The sequence below is a fragment of the Microvirga alba genome, assembly GCF_015694465.1.
GTDB classification, from domain to species: Bacteria; Pseudomonadota; Alphaproteobacteria; order Rhizobiales; family Beijerinckiaceae; genus Microvirga; species Microvirga alba.
In genome coordinates this window covers 512,547-529,299 of sequence record NZ_JADQDO010000001.1, presented here as the reverse complement: position 1 = coordinate 529,299, position 16,753 = coordinate 512,547, and the positions used below count along the sequence as shown (strand labels likewise).

15 protein-coding genes are annotated in these 16,753 nt (G+C 62.5%); 9 read left to right on the top strand and 6 right to left on the bottom strand.

Annotated features, from left to right (window positions below):
• The 4 genes from I2H38_RS02420 to I2H38_RS02405 all read left to right on the top strand — a co-directional run bounded on the left by I2H38_RS02420 (position 1) and on the right by I2H38_RS02405 (position 4,376).
• Complete coding sequence (locus I2H38_RS02420; RefSeq protein ID WP_196270193.1) at positions 1–750, top strand: SDR family oxidoreductase; 750 nt, start codon at positions 1–3, stop codon at positions 748–750.
• Positions 751–926: 176 nt separating this feature from the next.
• The gene (locus I2H38_RS02415) at positions 927–2,405 is read left to right on the top strand and encodes an ABC transporter substrate-binding protein (protein ID WP_196270192.1); all 1,479 of its coding nucleotides are present in this window, start codon (positions 927–929) and stop codon (positions 2,403–2,405) included.
• 184 nt (positions 2,406–2,589) lie between these two features.
• The gene (locus I2H38_RS02410) at positions 2,590–3,537 is read left to right on the top strand and encodes an ABC transporter permease (RefSeq protein ID WP_196270593.1); all 948 of its coding nucleotides are present in this window, start codon (positions 2,590–2,592) and stop codon (positions 3,535–3,537) included.
• Entirely contained in the window at positions 3,534–4,376 is an 843-nt protein-coding gene (locus I2H38_RS02405) for an ABC transporter permease (RefSeq protein ID WP_196270191.1), read from the top strand. Before I2H38_RS02410 ends, I2H38_RS02405 begins: the two co-directional genes overlap by 4 nt.
• Before the next feature lie 70 nt (positions 4,377–4,446).
• On the opposite strand, the gene I2H38_RS02400 is transcribed toward I2H38_RS02405, so the two are convergent.
• A complete protein-coding gene (locus I2H38_RS02400; protein WP_196270190.1) occupies positions 4,447–5,691 on the bottom strand; it encodes a carboxylate-amine ligase in 1,245 nt (414 codons plus the stop codon).
• Between the two features lie 294 nt (positions 5,692–5,985).
• On the opposite strand from I2H38_RS02400, the gene I2H38_RS02395 reads away from it, so the two are divergent.
• Complete coding sequence (locus I2H38_RS02395) at positions 5,986–6,735, top strand: hypothetical protein (RefSeq protein ID WP_196270189.1); 750 nt, start codon at positions 5,986–5,988, stop codon at positions 6,733–6,735.
• A gap of 85 nt (positions 6,736–6,820) precedes the next feature.
• Here the strand turns inward: I2H38_RS02395 and I2H38_RS02390 are convergent, their stop codons facing one another.
• Complete coding sequence (locus tag I2H38_RS02390; protein WP_324617343.1) at positions 6,821–8,206, bottom strand: amidase; 1,386 nt, start codon at positions 8,204–8,206, stop codon at positions 6,821–6,823.
• A 189-nt stretch (positions 8,207–8,395) separates the two neighbouring features.
• Entirely contained in the window at positions 8,396–11,236 is a 2,841-nt protein-coding gene (locus I2H38_RS02385; protein ID WP_210324645.1) for an autotransporter outer membrane beta-barrel domain-containing protein, read from the bottom strand.
• Between the two features lie 449 nt (positions 11,237–11,685).
• Here I2H38_RS02385 and I2H38_RS02380 point away from each other — a divergent pair, with 449 nt between their 5' ends.
• The gene (locus tag I2H38_RS02380; protein ID WP_196270186.1) at positions 11,686–12,276 is read left to right on the top strand and encodes a flavin reductase family protein; all 591 of its coding nucleotides are present in this window, start codon (positions 11,686–11,688) and stop codon (positions 12,274–12,276) included.
• A gap of 14 nt (positions 12,277–12,290) precedes the next feature.
• Here I2H38_RS02380 and I2H38_RS02375 read toward each other — a convergent pair whose 3' ends face one another.
• Positions 12,291–12,752, bottom strand: a complete 462-nt coding sequence (locus I2H38_RS02375; protein ID WP_196270185.1) for an Lrp/AsnC family transcriptional regulator — start codon at positions 12,750–12,752, stop codon at positions 12,291–12,293.
• Positions 12,753–12,918: 166 nt separating this feature from the next.
• Between I2H38_RS02375 and I2H38_RS02370 the strand changes: the two genes are divergently transcribed.
• From I2H38_RS02370 to I2H38_RS02360, 3 genes are read left to right on the top strand one after another with little or no spacing between them, the layout of a single operon-like run.
• Entirely contained in the window at positions 12,919–13,944 is a 1,026-nt protein-coding gene (locus I2H38_RS02370) for an ABC transporter substrate-binding protein (RefSeq protein WP_196270184.1), read from the top strand.
• Between the two features lie 10 nt (positions 13,945–13,954).
• Complete coding sequence (locus I2H38_RS02365) at positions 13,955–14,698, top strand: ABC transporter permease (RefSeq protein ID WP_196270183.1); 744 nt, start codon at positions 13,955–13,957, stop codon at positions 14,696–14,698.
• Positions 14,686–15,453, top strand: a complete 768-nt coding sequence (locus tag I2H38_RS02360) for an ABC transporter ATP-binding protein (protein WP_196270182.1) — start codon at positions 14,686–14,688, stop codon at positions 15,451–15,453. The genes I2H38_RS02365 and I2H38_RS02360 overlap by 13 nt, the downstream gene beginning before the upstream one ends.
• On the opposite strand, the gene I2H38_RS02355 is transcribed toward I2H38_RS02360, so the two are convergent.
• Together I2H38_RS02355 and I2H38_RS02350 are read right to left on the bottom strand one after the other, a co-directional pair.
• Positions 15,450–16,304 (bottom strand): sulfurtransferase, encoded by an 855-nt coding sequence (locus I2H38_RS02355; protein ID WP_196270181.1) that lies wholly within the window; start codon positions 16,302–16,304, stop codon positions 15,450–15,452. The two genes, I2H38_RS02360 and I2H38_RS02355, sit on opposite strands and share 4 nt — an antisense overlap.
• The gene (locus I2H38_RS02350) at positions 16,301–16,741 is read right to left on the bottom strand and encodes an OsmC family protein (protein WP_196270180.1); all 441 of its coding nucleotides are present in this window, start codon (positions 16,739–16,741) and stop codon (positions 16,301–16,303) included. Before I2H38_RS02350 ends, I2H38_RS02355 begins: the two co-directional genes overlap by 4 nt.
• Positions 16,742–16,753: the final 12 nt, after the last annotated feature.

The following is a 16,753-nucleotide window of genomic DNA, read 5'->3' as shown; positions in this document are numbered from 1 at the left end:
ATGAAACGCCTTGAAGGCAAGGTTGCGCTCGTCACGGGCGCGGGCTCCGGATTCGGCTTGGGAATCGCGGAAAAGTTCGCACGCGAAGGCGCGAAGGTCGCCATTATCGACATCAACGAAGGCGCGGCCCAGGCGGTTGCGAAGGCCATCGGATCGTCCGCGATCGGCCTCGCCACCGACGTGTCCAAAGCCGCCGACGTGAACGCGGCGGTGAAGAAGACCATCGAGACTTTCGGCCGGCTCGACATCGTCGTGAACAACGCCGGGATCAGCCATCGCAACAAGCCGATGCTCGAAGTCGACGAGGCCGAGTTCGACCGTGTCTTCGCGGTCAACGTGAAGTCGATCTATCTCTTGGCCCAGGCTGCCGTGCCCGCCATGCGCGATCAGGGCGGTGGCATCTTCATCAATGTGGGCTCGACGGCGGGCCTGCGACCCCGTCCGGGCCTGACCTGGTACAATGGTACGAAGGGCGCGGTGCACACCATTACAAAGTCAATGGCCGTGGAGCTGGCGCCCCATCAAATCCGCGTCTGCGCCCTTGCGCCGGTGGCAGGGGATACCCCGCTGCTTGCCACCTTCATGGGCGAGGACACGCCCCAGAAGCGTGAGCAATTCATCGGTTCCATCCCGCTCGGACGCCTGTCCAAGCCCGAGGACATCGCGAATGCCGCGCTGTTTCTTGCCTCCGACGAAGCCAGCATGATCACCGGCGTCGTGCTGGAGGTTGATGGCGGGCGTTGCATCTGAGCCAGCGCCAATCAAAACGGTCATCCCGGGGCCGCGCTGGCGGAACCCGGGATGACGCCCTATGCACCTCTAAATCGCTGATCCACCAGACAAAGCCCCTTCCATCCGACATTCGACTGCGTCTAAGCTGGCTCCATCGAGCCTGCCCGCACCGAAACCGGATGGAACACCGTTTTATGTCGAAGCGTTTCCTGGCCGCCCTTCTTTTCTCCGTCAGCCTTGTCCCGGCCTATGCCGCCAAGACGTCCCTCGTCGTCGGCATGGCGATCGAGCCGCCGGGTCTCGACCCGACCGTCGCCGCGCCGGTGGCGATCCGCGAAGTCACCTGGGTCAATCTGTATGAGGGCCTCGTGCGGATCGACCGCGACGGCCGCGTGCAGCCACTTCTCGCCAAGAGCTGGGACATAGCCCCCGACGGCCTGACCTACACCTTCCGCCTGCAGCCCGGCGTAAAGTTCCATGACGGCTCGGCTTTCGACTCGGCGGACGTGAAATTCGCCTTCGACCGCGCCCGCGCGCCAACCTCCACCAATGCGCAGAAGCAGATCTTCGCGCCCATCGACACCATCGAGACGCCCGATCCGCTGACGGTCATCATCAAGCTCAAGGAACCGTCCGGCAATTTCCTCACCTATCTCGGCTGGGGCGACGCGGTGATCGTCGCGCCGGAAACGGCGGACAACAACAAGGCGACCCCGGTCGGCACCGGGCCATTCAAGTTCAAGTCCTGGACCCGCGGCGACCGGGTCGAGCTGACCCGCAACGCGGATTACTGGCAGAAGGACAAGACCAAGCTCGAGAGCGTCACCTTCCGCTTCATCAGCGATCCGCAGGCGCAGGTCGCGGCGCTGAAGGCGGGTGATGTGGACGCCTTCCCGAATCTCGGCGCGCCTGAGCTTTTCAGCGAGTTCAAGAAGGATGCCCGCTTTACCGCCGTGGCCGGCAACACCGAGGGCGAGATCGTCGCCGGCATGAACAACGCCAAGAAGCCCTTCGACGACATCCGCGTGCGCCGCGCGCTGATGCACGCGATCGACCGCAAGGCACTGGTCGAGGGAGCCTATTCCGGCTACGGCCAGCCCATCGGCAGCTTCTTCTCGCCGAACCATCCGGCCTTCGTGGATATGACGGGCGTCATCCCTTACGACCCGGCGAAAGCCAAGGCGCTTCTCGCGGAAGCGGGCTATGGCAAGGGGTTGTCGATCACCATCAAGGCCCCGCAAATGGCCTATGCGAGCCGCTCGGCGGAGCTTCTCTCCGCCATGCTCGCGGAGGTCGGCGTGGAGATGAAGATCATCCCCACCGAATTCCCCGCGAAGTGGATCGAAGAGGTCTTCAAGGCCAAGGATTACGACGTCACCATCGTCGCCCATGCGGAGCCGCTCGACATCGACATCTTCGCCCGCGACAACTACTACTTCAATTACAAGAACGATAAGTTCAAAGCCCTGATCGCCGACATCTCCAAGACCACGGACGAGAAGGCGCGCTTCGCTAAATACGGGGAAGCGCAAAAGATCCTCGCCGAGGACGTGCCCGCCCTCTTCCTGTTCCAGTTGCCAAAGCTCGGTGTGTGGAACGCGAAGCTCAAGGGCCTGTGGGATAACTCCCCGATCCCTTCGAACGACGTGACGGACGCGTCCTGGGCGGATTGAGACGGCCTCTTGTCCCCTCCCCTTTGTGGGGAGGGTTAGGGTGGAGGTGCAAGCTCTGGCCTGGAACCAGCGAAGCGCCGACACCCCCGCCTCCAACTCCTCCCCACAAGGGGGAAGAGAGCACGGTGGCGCAACACGAATGGCCAGCATAACGATCAGCGCACACCAGAAACCATCTAAACTCATGCTGCGCCTTGTCCTCACCCGCCTCGCCTCGCTCATCGCGACGCTGATCGTCGTGTCGCTGGCGATCTTCCTGATCCTGGAGGTTCTGCCCGGCGATCCGGCGGCGATCATGCTCGGCACCGCCGCGCGGGAGGATACGCTCGCGGCGCTGAGACAGGAACTCGGCCTCAATCAACCGGCGCTCGTGCGCTACCTGCAATGGATCGGCGGGATTCTGCACGGCGATCTCGGCACGTCGATCACCTACAAGATGCCGGTCTCGACGCTTGTCGGCGAACGCATGAGCGTCACGCTGCCGCTGAGCCTGCTCGCTATTCTGATTTCGACGCTCCTCGCCTTGCCGCTGGGCGTGGCAGCCGCGGCGCGGCGCGACGGCCCGGTCGACCGCGCGGTGCTGGTGTTCAGCCAACTCGGTGTCGCTGTCCCGAATTTCTGGATCGGCCTTCTGTTCATCTTGCTCTTCTCGACCCGGCTCGGCTGGTTTCCGGCGGGCGGGTTCCCTGGCTGGTCGGCGGGGTTGTGGCCCGCGTTCCAAGCGCTGCTGCTGCCAGCCGTGGCGCTCGCTTTGCCGCAGGCCGCCGTTCTCACCCGCGTGACCCGCTCGGCGACCTTGGAGGTGATCGGCGCGGATTTCGTGCGGACCGCGCGGGCGAAGGGCGTGAACAAGGGCGCGACGTTGCGGCGGCACGTGGTGCCGAATGCGCTCATTCCCGTCACCACGATCCTCGGATTGCAGCTTTCGTTCTTCTTCGGCGGCGCGATCCTGGTGGAAAACGTGTTCAACCTTCCCGGTCTCGGCCGCCTGGCCTATCAGGCGCTCAATCAGCGCGACCTCGTCGTGATCAAGGACATCGTGCTGATCTTTTCCGGAATCGTGATCGTCGTGAACTTTCTGGTCGATATCGGTTACACGGTCCTCGATCCGCGCCTCAGGAGCCGGGCATGAAGCGCATCCTCCGGCTGCGCTGGAACACCGCCCTTATCGTCGGCGGCATTCTGACATCCCTGCTCATCGTCACGGCCCTCACCTCGCTCGTCTGGACGCCGGAAGTCCCGACCCGCGTGCGCATCGCCATGCGGCTGAAGGCTCCCCTTGAAGCGGGTCTTCTCGGCACGGATCATTTCGGGCGCGATGTCACCTCGCTGCTGATGGTCGGTGCGTGGAACTCGCTTTCCATCGCATGGCCCGCCGTGCTGTTGGGTGCGGCCATCGGCATCGCCATCGGTTGCGCCGCCGCCGCGTGGAAAGGCATCGCCGACGAGATCGCCATGCGCGCCTCCGACGTGATCTTCGCCTTTCCCGCCGTGCTCTCCGCCATCATGATCGGCGCGCTCGTCGGCTCCGGCCCGCTCGCGGCGGTGCTCGCCATCGCGGTCTTCAACATCCCGGTCTTCGCCCGCGTCACGCGCGGCGTCGCGCTGCAAGTCTGGACGCTTGACTACATCGCCGCCGCCCGCGCCATCGGCAAGCACCCGCTCAAGATCACGCTCGAAGATGTGCTGCCGAACATCGCCGGCGCGCTCATCGTACAGGTGACGATCCAGCTGGCGCTGGCCATCCTCACGGAAGCGGGCCTCAGCTATCTCGGCCTCGGCGTGCGCCCCCCCAATCCGAGCTGGGGCCGCATGCTGAGCGACGCCCAAACCTACCTCACCCAAGCCCCCCACCTCGCCATCGCGCCGGGCGTGGCGATTGCGTTGTCGGTGCTGGGGCTGAACCTGTTGGGGGATGGGCTGCGGGATGCGCTCGATCCAACGTTGCGGGGGCGGGGTGCCGAGGCCTAGGACCTTGCCATGAGGTCGACGGGCTCTCATCTCCTTAAAGCCGTAAGAGAGGTACAGCGCGGTTGGCACTCTATACCGGAACGAACTGCACTCCTTGTTCCAGGCAATCGCACAGTTCGCGATAGACTGCCTCCAATCGAATTCGCGAATAGTCGCTATCGAGCGCGCGCTCGATGCGCCGCGCGAGCGGGCCATGTTCGAGCATCACGGTCAGTTGCGGCATCCAGCGATCCGCGCGAACCACTTCGCAGGCTTCCATCTTTGCTACGAGATGCCGCCACAAGTCCCGAGCCTGGCATCGCTTCCCCGGAAACCCGAGCAGATTGAGATACTCCGCATCCGTGATGATCGCATTGTCGGCGTCACGGATGCACGAGACGAGCAGGTGCGCCAGTCTGTCGGTCTCCATTGTCCGCTGCGCCGCAATTGATGTCGGATCCGCATGATAAAGTGCGTGAACCGTCGCGATGATAGCTGCAGCAACCGCCAGATCCGCCTGCGGGCATTCCTGTGTGTCAATGACGCGGATCTCGATCGAATTGCGGTCGAAGCGTGCGATGGCACCGCGCGCGTTCAGCCATTCGTGCTGCAGCACGCCGTCCCGATCCGCCTGCGCGATGGCGCGGTACATCGGCGCGAGAATGATCTCTTGATATTCCGCGCGACTCGACACGGGTTCGGGAATGACCTTGCCGACAATTGCCGAGTAAGGTTCCGAGTTTCTCCTATACGCTTCCATACGGAAATCCGCGAAGCCGGTTCTGCGGCCCTCCGTAATCGACGAACTGGCGGCGAGCGCCGGGATGATCGGCAGAACGAGGCGGATCGCCGCGTGCAGGCGAGCGAATTCATCGTCATTGGCGAAGGGCAGATTCACATGCATGCTCTGGAGATTGGCCCAGCCATGCGTTTTCGTGTCGAAAATCCGCTGAAAGGTTTGATAGATGCGCTCAGGATCATGCGGCCAGAGGCGCATCTCCTGCTTCGGGTCCATCCATGGATGCATCGCGCTTGGCATCAGGCGAGCATCATGAGCGTGTAATATCGCATTCACGGCCCGCACTTCCTTCAGGAAGGCATCGGGGAGATCATCAAGCATCGCCGCTGGGCGCAGGTTCTTGATTTCCAGAACGTGCATGGCGAACTCGTTCGACCAGCCGAGCCGACGACGCTTGATCTCATTCCCGGCCCTGCCCGCCTCTGCGATCAGGATCTTGTCGGCGATGGGAAGACACGACAGATCGTCCTTGCCGACAATGCAATACTCGATCTCGACGCCATACCCCACGAACGCGTTCAGAACCTGTGACGCCACCTTGACGATCCGATTTGGTGCTTCGATGCCCGATGGAGCATGAATTGCTCTCCCGGGTACAGATCTCTTACCGCGAACATAAGCCGGATCGCAGTGTCAGCAATGCATTCACTGATCACCATAGAAATATTTTTTTTAAAGCATTGTCAGATAATTAAGCGAGCATACACAATTATTCCTCTATAGAACATCGTTATATTTAGACTACAATAATCACATTGCACGATTAAGTTGCGTCATACGCTGGCCATAATCAGTCATTGAACTTTACGCATCAAAAATGCGAAAGCGACGATGAACAAGATACTCATTTTATGTGGAGCAACAGCGATTGCGCTGGGTGTAGCAAGCGAAAGCGCCGAAGCCAAAAAGGTATTCTACGATATCAACGGCGAGCGCTTTTCTTACGAGTCAAATGACCCGCAACAGGCCGAGTCAGCCCGCAAGCGGATCGACGCCGCCAATGCAGCCTATGCCACCAGAACGAAGGCCGATACGGAGCGGGCAGCCACTCCGCTTGTCGGCATTTTCGGATCCCACGCGCAAAGTGAGGCGGCGCAAGCTCAAGAGCAACTGGAACAGGTTATGGCAGAGCAAGGCGAAGCTGATGCCGCACGAAAACAGGAATGGTCGTCGGCTAAAGGCGGGCAGCGCAGGAAGCAGGCTGGGAAACAGGCACGCCAACCGGACGCTCCCGACGCGAAGAGCCAGGCCGCTGCGCCGGAGCAACAGCCTGCCAACTCGACAAGTTTGGAGACGGCTGACGAAGCCGCCACGTCGAATAAGCAGAAGCCCATTGTGAAATCGGTTTCTTTCGACGTCACATCCGGGATCAAGACGACCATCATGACGGACGGCGCGGTTCAGGAGGAGCCGTTCGATAGCAATATGCTAGCGAAGCTCGCCTTCGAGCAGGGTAGCTCGGGCAGTTTAACCGAATTCGTCAATCAGCTTCGTGAGGCCTCCCCTCAGGACGCAACAGGATCGACAACGGCGGGGGCAAACAGCGCCTCAAACAATTCTTCGCCTGCTAAGCAGAACTGATATCGCCGTTTCATATTACAGGATCGGGAGCAGGCCTCCGCGCGCCCTCGATCGTGAGGACGCTACCTTCCGCCAGAAGGGAGGCTCAAAATTTCGGCCAAGCCTTCTGCTCACCGCGCATCGCCTCCCACGCGGCGCTCATCCGCATCACGCCCACATCATCGTAGCGCCGTCCGATGATCTGCAAGCCGATCGGCAAGCCCGCCTTCGTGAAGCCTGCGTTCACCGACGCTGCAGGCTGGTCCGACATGTTGAAGGCGACAGTGTAGCCGATGTGCTCGAAGGGCTCATCGGGGTCGTGGATGGGGGATGCGAGTTCGGCCTCGTAGGCGACGACGGGCGAGACTGGCGAGAGCACGAAATCGAAGTCCTTCGTCGCGGCGATTGCGGCATTGCGCATCACCATCATCTGGTTCATGCCCGCATAGACCTCCGCGCCGGTCAGCGACATGCCGCCTTCGGCCCATTCGCGGATGTAAGGCAGGACGAGGGCACGATTTTCCTCGTTCAGCGCGCCGATATCCATCCATGCCCGCTGCCGCCAGAAATCGTCGAGGCCGTCGAGCATCTCGCGGGTGACGAAAGCGGGCACTTCTTCGATGATGGCTCCTGCCTCGGCAAATGCCTTCACCGTCGCCTCGATGCAGGCGCGCACTTCCGGATCGAGGGCGATACCGATTCCGGCCTCCATCATCACGCCGACCTTCAGCCTCTTGATGTCGATGTCGAGATCGAGCCAGGGCAGGTCCTGAAAAGGCAGGCTCATGGCGTCACGCATATCGGGCCGTGTTAGGCTGCGCATCATCAGCGCCGCATCGCGCACCGTGCGCGTCATCGGCCCTGCCACGCGTCCGTAATAAGCCGGATCGATGGGAATGCGCCCGAAGCTCGGCTTCAAGCCGAACACGCCGCACCAACCCGCCGGCAGGCGGATCGAGCCGCCGATATCCGTGCCGATATGGAACGGGCCGTAGCCCGCCGCCGCAGCAGCCCCGGCCCCGGCCGAGCTGCCGCCAGGGTTCTTCGATACGTCCCACGGATTGCGCGAGAGCGGATGGAAGCTCGAAAGGCCGGACGAGAGCATGCCGTAATCGGGCATCGTGGTTTTGGCGAGAATGACGACGCCGTCTTCGCGCAGGCGCGCGGCGGGCGGCGCATCTTCCGTCGCCGGGATGAGAGGCCGCGCCGCCGTGCCCAGCGGCACGGGGGTTCCCTTCGTCGCGATGTTCTCCTTGATCGTCGCGGGGATACCGTCAAGCGGGAGCATCTCGCCCCGCATCCAACGCTGTTCGGAGGCTTTCGCGGCTTTCAGCGCGGCCTCCGGATCGAAGGCATAAAGCGCCTGGAGTTGCGACTCACAGGCCTCGATCCGCGCGATCACGGCCTTCGTGACTTCCACCGGCGAGGTCTTCTTGCGGGCGTAGCCCTCGAGCAAGTCAGACCCGCTCCAATCGGCGAGATCGGAAGCCACGCCCTGGTTGCTGCGGTACGAAGAAGATTGCGCGCTCACCTTGAGCTCTCCCTGCCTGCGAAGATTCTCTCGACAGCCATGCTGCGCCATCGCCTCGGCGGCGTAAACGGCTTTCAGCGAACTAGGAGAGTTGCATCATGGGCACACACCCGCGTGGCACCTTTCGCCACGCGGCCGTACATGTCTCAATCAAAAGCGCCAGACGAAATTGCCTTTCAGGCCATGATCCTGAGCGCGATTGCCGAGCTGTCCCTGGTAGCCGACGCTAAAAGTGATGGCATCGCTCGCCTGCCAGTCGAGAGTCGCTTCCGCCACCAACGCATTGCGGTCGATGGGCGCTCCCTCCACGAGGAAGGGCGCGGAGCCGCTGAACGCCAGAAGCGCTTCGGGCGAAACCGCGCCGTAAGCGTGACGCCAACCGAGCATGCCGCGCGCGATCAGCGGGAGATCCTCGCTGATGCGGCCTTCGGCCCGTAGACCAAGGGTCGTGGTCGCGATGTCCTGGCTGCGCGCGAAGCTGGTCAACGCCGCAGCGCCACCCACTTCGGCAAAGCTGTTCGTGTGAACGCGGATCGCCGCCGCCCCGACAAAGGGTTCGAGCGCGAGCCGGTTGAAAGCAACACGGTAACCCATCTCGCCGAAAGCCTGCAGCGTCGATCCGTCGTAGTCCGCTCGCGCATGATCGCTGAAGCCGGGGATGCTGATAACGCGCTGCGTGTCGATGGAGTTGTGGGCGTAAGACGCTCCCAATCTGGTCCGAACGGCCCCGAAATTCGCGCTGCCGTAGATCGCGCCGAAAATGCTCTCGTTCGAACCCGAGGAATTGAGAGCATCCACATCGAACGAACTGCGCGACAAACCGCCGGCGAAGCCAAGGCGGAAGCGTTCGTCGAAAGTGGCGTCCGCGCCGATGACGAAGCCGCCGACCGAACGCTTCATCGCGTATGCGCCGTCGCCGCCGGTTCGTCCCCACCCTCCGAAGCCTTCGCCCCAGAGGCCGAAGGCACGCGGATCGAGCGGCCGATACGGAATCGCCACCGCAGCCGCCGCTCCGGGCTTGTCGGCAGCAAAGGCAGCGGACACGGTTTGCAGGGTCGCTTGACCGACCGGCGTACGCAGGCGGTTCATCACCGCATCCTGCACCAGGGTCGCGCTTTGATAGGCTGCGGAAACCGCGCTCGCATGCGCCTCGCCGGACAGGGTGTCCAGGGACGCCCCGAGGCTCGCGCCTGACGTTTTCGTCTCCGTGACGACGGCCTGGTAGAGCGGGCTCTGCCAAGGGAGACTATCAAGGCTTTGCGCCACGTCAGAGCCGTTTTCGGTGGTCGCCACGCTTGTGAAGGACTTCTCATTCCGCGTGAGCGAAACATCGACCGCGTTGGACTGATAGGCGAGCGTCGTTTCGAGGAACAGGAGCGAGGTCGATGTCAGAACCGTGTCGAAGCGGCCCGACACGCCGGCGCCTGCTGTCAGCACCCGGTAGTGGCGATTGGGATCGTATGAATTGGTCGGCACGCCGACGGCGAGCGTGCCTCCGAGCTGCGCCCTGCCCGTCACGGCCAACTTATCCGACTCGCTGCCGATGATCCGCACCGCCAGCGCGGCGTTGGCCGCCTGCCTGTAATCGCCGTCGATGGTGAGAGTGCCAAGGGAAGTCGTGGAGCCAGGCGCCACGAGGCCGCCCCTGTTCACAACGCCCTGCGTCGCGGACACGACGCCCGTGCCGGAAAGCGTGCCGCCAACCACATCGACCGAGAACGCGCTCAGGCGTCCATCGACATTCAGCGTTCCCGCGCCGATTTGTGTGTCGACGAGCGTTGTCAGCGTGCGCGGCGTCGGGATGTCCAGACGCGCGGCGGCGTGATTGATGACGAGGTTGTCCACCGTCGGATTCATGTCGAGAGACACGGCGGACGGCGCGGCAAAGGCGACGTTGTAGTAGCGCCCGAGCGTGCCGAAACCGTTGAAATTGCCGTCGACATTATGGGGAATCTCGCTCCGCCCGAGCGTATCCCGCCAGGCGCTGGCCTGGCTCCACTTGAAGGTGCCGACCTGCGCGGAGGACCAGCGCAGCGGATTATTGGCATCGATCCAGCCGAGATAATCCAGCACGGGAGTCCAGAAATCGACAGCGCCATATCCATTGCCGCCGCCGATGACCGTTCCGATCTGCACCAAGCCATTGGGCGTTGCGATGAAGAGTGGGCCGCCGCTGTCTCCCGGTCCGGGCTGCGCCTGCAGATAGGGCACGGCGATGCCGTTTTGGCTCAAGTCGAACTCGTCGGGGCTCGACGGCGATAAAGGATCGCGAAACTGCGCAGCGATGGAATCGGGCGCGTCCGTGCTGGCCGGTCTGTAGCCGCCGATATGGGTCCGCCCGATGCGCCGCAACGCATCATCATTCGCGTTCGGCTGCGAGCCGGTTCCTGACGCGCCATAGCCCGACATCACCACGAGCGTGCCGGCGCCCGGGAGCGGATCGCCCGCCTTGATCAACGTGACAGGCTTGATTCCGGCCACGGGGCGATCAAGAGACAGAAGCGCGATGTCGTTGATGCCCAGTTCGTCCGAGTTGTAGGCCGCATGCGCGAGCGCGCCGCTCAGGCCCCTGTCGTGAACGCTCGACAGCCTCGCATTTGGATCGAATTGAATTCGCATGCCGCCAAAGGCCGGGGTTGTGTATATCTGTCCTGTATTCTCATCGATCAGGCAGTGCGATGCCGTGAGGATCGTGCGCGAGTTGATAAGCGTACCGGTGCACCAATTACCCTTGCTTCGATCGAAGATCGAAACGACGTTGTTCATGGTATTGGCGGAATCCCAGTAATTGCCGATGCCGCCGGCATCCATCACAGCGGAATCGTTGAGATTGATCGCCCGGACCTCGGGCGCAGCCGCCAAAGCCGCGATGGCCGTCGTCACCGCCAGGCCATACCTGCCGGCAGTCGCGAGCGTTTTCGATGTGAGAGAGCCCTCATTGGGCCGTTTGAGGATTTCGCGCTTGTCAAGCCGCGCAGCACTGTTCGACAAACTCAATTCGCCCCACCATTCCCTTACGTAAGATAATATTCATTAGAAAATCGGTGCGGGAGGGTAAAGCTGTTATAGTGTTGGTTTTGCGGGACAAAGCTGCAAAAAGCGCGCGGTACATTTCACTCGCTGCGCCGCATTCTTTTTTGGCCAGGCGACAGCGAAATCGCCCTCCTCCGCGCACTCGGCGTGTACGTTCTGAAGAACAAGCCACGTAAGCGAGGGAGGCGCTGGGCTAGGGAATTTCGCAGAAACGAACATCCATTCCGCGACACGGCCTACTCAAGGGATATTCATCTTCCTTTTTCTGTTCTTTAAAAAGAACATTCTCGTTGACGTCGAGAAATCTCCCGCGCAGTCTAGCCATGGCCGCCAAGCGACGTTTTCCCATGCGAAGACGCCGGAACGGCATGATCGTAAGTCCTCCTTTCAATGAAAGACGAACGCGGATGACTGCGCAGCATCGCTTGGTTCCGCACGAGGGCCAGGACGGGACTTTTGCAAGGGAGTCGGCGAACTCGAATGCCGGGTTCCAATCCATCTCTCTGCAGAGCGATCAGGTCGAGACGCACGGCCCCGATGCTTTTCGAATAGGGATGCGCCGGCTTGCCTCGGGCGTCACCATTGTCACAGCGGCGGCCGAGGATGGCCTGTCCGGACTTGTCGCGACCTCTGTCGCATCGGTCTCGGTCCATCCTCCCGCCATCCTCGTTTGCGTGAACCGTTTCGGCACAAGCCATGAGGCGATCAAGCAATCCGGCCATTTCTGCATCAACGTACTGGGACAAGCAGACCGTGAGGTTGCCTATCTCTTCAGCCGGCCCAACAACCATGCGACCCGCTTCCAGAGTAGCCGCTGGTCCTCTCTGAGGACGGGAGCCCCCGCTCTCGTCGACTGCCTCGCCAGCTTCGACTGCCGTATATCGGAGACCGCCGATGCCGGGACTCACACGGTCTTCTTCGGTCAGGTCCTTGAGACCAGACTCTGGGCCGACAGCATCAAACCCCTGCTCTATTGGGACGGCGCGTACCGCGAGTAGGACAGGCGCACCTGTCATCGAGCGCCCGGCAAGGCATAGGCCGTCGTTGACTTGATGCGCTGCATCGCGAAGCGCGAGGTCACATTCTTCAAAGGGATCTCGTCGATCAGCCGCTTATAAAACAGATCGTAGGCCCCCATGTCCGCGACGACGACGCGCAGCATATAATCCACATCCCCGGCCATGCGGTAGAACTCCATCACCTCCGGCATGGCGGCGACAAATTCCGCGAAGCGAGAGAGCCACGCTCCCGAGTGATCGGACGTCTCGATGGACACGAACACTGTCAGGCCCAACCCGATTTTCTCCGGATTGACGATTGCAACCCGCTTTTCGATGACGCCGCTCGCCTCGAGGCGTTGGATGCGCTTCCAGCACGGAGTCTGGGACAAACCGACACGCTCGGCGAGTTCAGCGATCGAGATGCTCGCGTCAGCCTGCAACGACCCGAGGATTCTATAGTCGATAGCATCCATTTATCTTATTCCTCGTATTTTTGGCATAATTTTCTATTATACAGCGAAACAGTAGAATTTTTTTTCTTGGCCGCAAAATAACTTGCCACAACATAGAATTTTATTTTCTAACTGCGTCAAGAGGCATGTGATGCCTTTCGCTCAGGCAATCATTCGGAGACGGAACATGAATCGGCGGCACTTTCTCGCACAGACCGGAGCTCTCGCGGTGGCCACTGCGTTTGGCTCTCGCTCTTATGCGCAGGGGGCGGTTCAGGCTCGCGTCGGCGTGATTCCGGTTATCGGCGCGGCGCCGATCTTCGTCGCGGACAAGGAAGGTTTCCTGAGGGAACGCGGTGTCGAGCTGTCGTTCACGACCTTCGAATCCGGCCCGAACATGATTCAAGCGCTCGCCTCGGGCACCATCGACATCTACGTCGCGGGCGTCGCGCCGCTTGCCGTGGCGCGGTCCAAGGGGATCGACGTGCGCGTCGTGGCGGCGACGGCGACCGAGGAAAATGTCTTCGTCGCGACGCCGAAACTCGCGAGGTATTTTACGCCGGGAACGCCCCCCGCCGCCGCCCTCAAGGCATACCGGGCCAAGGAAGGAAAGCCCGCGCGGCTTGCCACCCAGCCTGCCGGCTCCGTTCCCAACACGACCTTGCAATATTGGCTCTGGGAAGTCGCGAAGGCCGACAAGGCGGATGTCGAGATCGTGACCATGGGCATCGACGCGACACAGCAGGCGGTGCTTGCGGGCGCAGTCGAAGGCGCCTCGATCCGTGAACCGGCCGTGACCATCGTTCAAGGACGCAACCCTGAGATCAAGCTGATCGCGCTCGGCGACGAGATGTTTCCCGGCCAACCGGGCACGGTGATCGCCGTCTCGGGCGCGTTCGTGACGAAAAATCCCGATGCGGTGCAAGCCGTCGTCAGCGGCCTCGTGCGCGCCGCCGATCTTCTTGTCAAAACACCGGATCGGACCGTGCCCGCCATCGAAGCGGCGCTCGGCAAGGGCATCGTCGAAAGCGCGACGATCCGCAAGGCGCTGTCGTCACCGGCGACGAAGTTCCTCATCGATCCCCGCGCCATCATCGAACCGGCTCGTGCCATGCAGGCCTATCAGGTGAAGCTCGGCTCGCTCGACAAGGAGCTGCCGTTCGACGGCCTGTTCGAACCGCGCTTCTTCGAACGCGCCTCGCAGGGCGGTTGATCGTCCGCTCATGCGTGCCGTTCTTCTCAGTCTCGCCGGGCTCCTCGCGTTCCTCGGGCTATGGGAGGTCGTGCCACGGCTCGGCCTCGTGAATGCGGCGCTGCTGCCCGCGCCGAGTGTCATCCCCAAAGCCTTCATCAAGGAGGTCGCGAGCGGCGCGTGGCTGCAGGCGGTCTCGAGCAGCCTCAGCCACTACCTGATCGGTCTTGCCGTCGGCGCCGGGTTGGGCGTCGCCCTGGGAATCCTCACGGGCATGTATCGCGGGGCGGAATCCTTCACCGCCTGGGTCGTGCGCGTGCTGCGTCCCGTACCGGGACTTGCCTGGGTGCCGTTCGCAATCCTGTGGTTCGGCGTTGATTCATCCGCGGCCGTGTTCATCATCGCCATCGGCGTGTTCTGGATCGTCTATTTCGCGGCGCACGGCGCGGTGCGCGCCGTCGACCGCGATCTGATTGAAGTCGCGGACGCGTTCGGATTCCATTCCGGCCTGCAGAGGCTCGCCAAGATCCTTTTGCCTGCCGCGACACCCGGCATTCTCGTCGGCCTGCGCACGGCTTTGGGCCAGGCCTGGATGGCGGTCGTCGCCGCGGAGATTTTCGGCGTGTCCGGTTTGGGGCAACGGATGATGCAGGCATCCAGCCTGCTCGCGACCGATGTGGTGGTGGTCTACATGCTGACCATGGCTGCCCTCTATGGACTTCTCGATACGGCTTTCGTGGCCCTGCAAGGATGGCTTTTGCGATGGAAAGCGTAATCGAGATCGGGGACCTTTCCCTCACCTTCGCGCGCGACGGCGAACGCACGACGGTTCTCGACCGTTTGAGCCTCGACGTGGCGCGTGGCGAATTTCTCGCCATCGTCGGCCCGTCGGGCGTCGGCAAATCGACCCTGCTGCGCGTCTTGGCCGGGCTCGCCAAGCCAAGCTCCGGGACAGCGCGCATCCGGGCCGCCAATCCGGGTCGGCGCGCGGTGGCGCTGGTGTTCCAGGACTCCCGCCTTCTCCCCTGGCGGCGAGTGATCTCCAACGTCGCCTTCGGCCTCGAGAACAGCAGCCTGTCACGGCGCGAACGCAGAGAGAAGGCGCAACGGGCTCTTGATCTCGTGGGCCTCGGACATCTTGCCGAACGCTGGCCTCACCAGCTTTCAGGCGGTCAACGCCAGCGCGTGTCGCTCGCGCGGGCGCTCGCTGTGGAGCCGGAGGTTCTGTTGATGGACGAGCCCTTCTCCGCGCTCGACGCCATCACCCGCGAGGGACTGCAAGACGAACTCGTCCGCATCTGGCAGGCGACGGGCAAGACGGTTCTTTTCGTGACGCACGATATCGACGAGGCGACTTATCTTGCCGACCGGGTCGTCGTGCTCTCCGGCTCGCCCGGCCGCATCGTTGCCGAGCATCGCATCGGCAACGCGAGGCCGCGTCGCCGGCAGGATGTATCCCTATCGGCGACAGCGAAGGCCCTGCGTCAGGGCCTGTCCTCCGACCTCGCGGCCGATGGCGGCATGATCTAGCTTTTCGGACCCGTCGCAACCGGGCGCGATGGGTCCTGCGTCCATTGAGTCATGGAGCCATCGAAGAGGCGGACATCGTCGCGTCCGAGAATTTCGGACAGAACGAACCAATTGAGCGCCGCCGTGTGGCCCGTGTTGCAATAGTTGATCACAGGCCCCTCCCCGATCCGCGCGAATTGCTCCGCGAGCTTCTCTTTCGGGAACAGGCGCAAGGTCTCGGGATCGACAACGCGGGTGTAGTCATAGGCCGATGCGCCGGGAATATGCCCCGCGACCTTGGCGCTCGGCGCCTTTTCGCGCCCTTCGAAGTAACTGGCAGAGCGCGCATCGATGAAGGTGGCGGATTTTCCGCGCCATGATGAGAGCGTCTGTTCGAGGTCGCTCCGCACGCCGTCGTCATACGACACCGGATAAGACGTCGCCGCCTTCACGATTCCAGGCCCGGTTTCGACCGCGCGGGACGGATCGGCGGCCCATGTCCTGTAGCCGCCGTCGAGAACTGCGACGCGAGGGTGACGCGCAGCCTTCAAGGTCCAATAAACCCGCGCCGCCGCCGCGAGATCCGATGCGCCGCGACCGGCCGAGACAATGACAATCGCATCATCCGGCCTCAAGCCCAAGCGCCCAAAGAGATCCGACAGGCGATCGGCCGGGGGCAGCAACCCCGCCGCGCCATCGGCCGCGACACGCCAACCGCCGGTCTCGTAATCGCTGTGACCGCTGCCAGGAATATGCCCTGCCTCGAATGCCTGCCGACCGCCTTCGCTCGTCGAGCGAATGTCAAGAACGAAGAGATCCGAAGCGCCCAGGCGAGTTTCAAGAGCATCGGGCGCGATCAGCGGCCCGATCACGCGGCTGCCTCGGCATCGGTGATTGCGTCGATCACGGTCCAGGAATGGGTGATCTTGGCAACCGCGCCGAGCATGATCGACGCCGAACAGTATTTCTCCTTCGACAGCTCGATGGCGCGCTCGACCTTCGCTGGCGCGAGGTTGCGGCCGCTGACGCGATATTCAAGATGGATCGCGGTGAAGACCTTGGGATCGGTCTCGGCCCGTTCGGCGCTGACCTGAATGTCGCAATCGGTCACGTCCTCGCGTCCGCGACGGAGAATCTGCACCACGTCGAAGGCGGTGCATCCGCCGAGGCCGATGAGAAGCATTTCCATCGGGCGAATGCCGATATTGCGGCCGCCGTATTCAGGCGCACCGTCCATCACCACCGCGTGCCCGCTGCCGGATTCTCCAAGAAACGCCATTCCATCGATCAGTTTTACGCGCGCCTTCATGTCCTGTCCTCC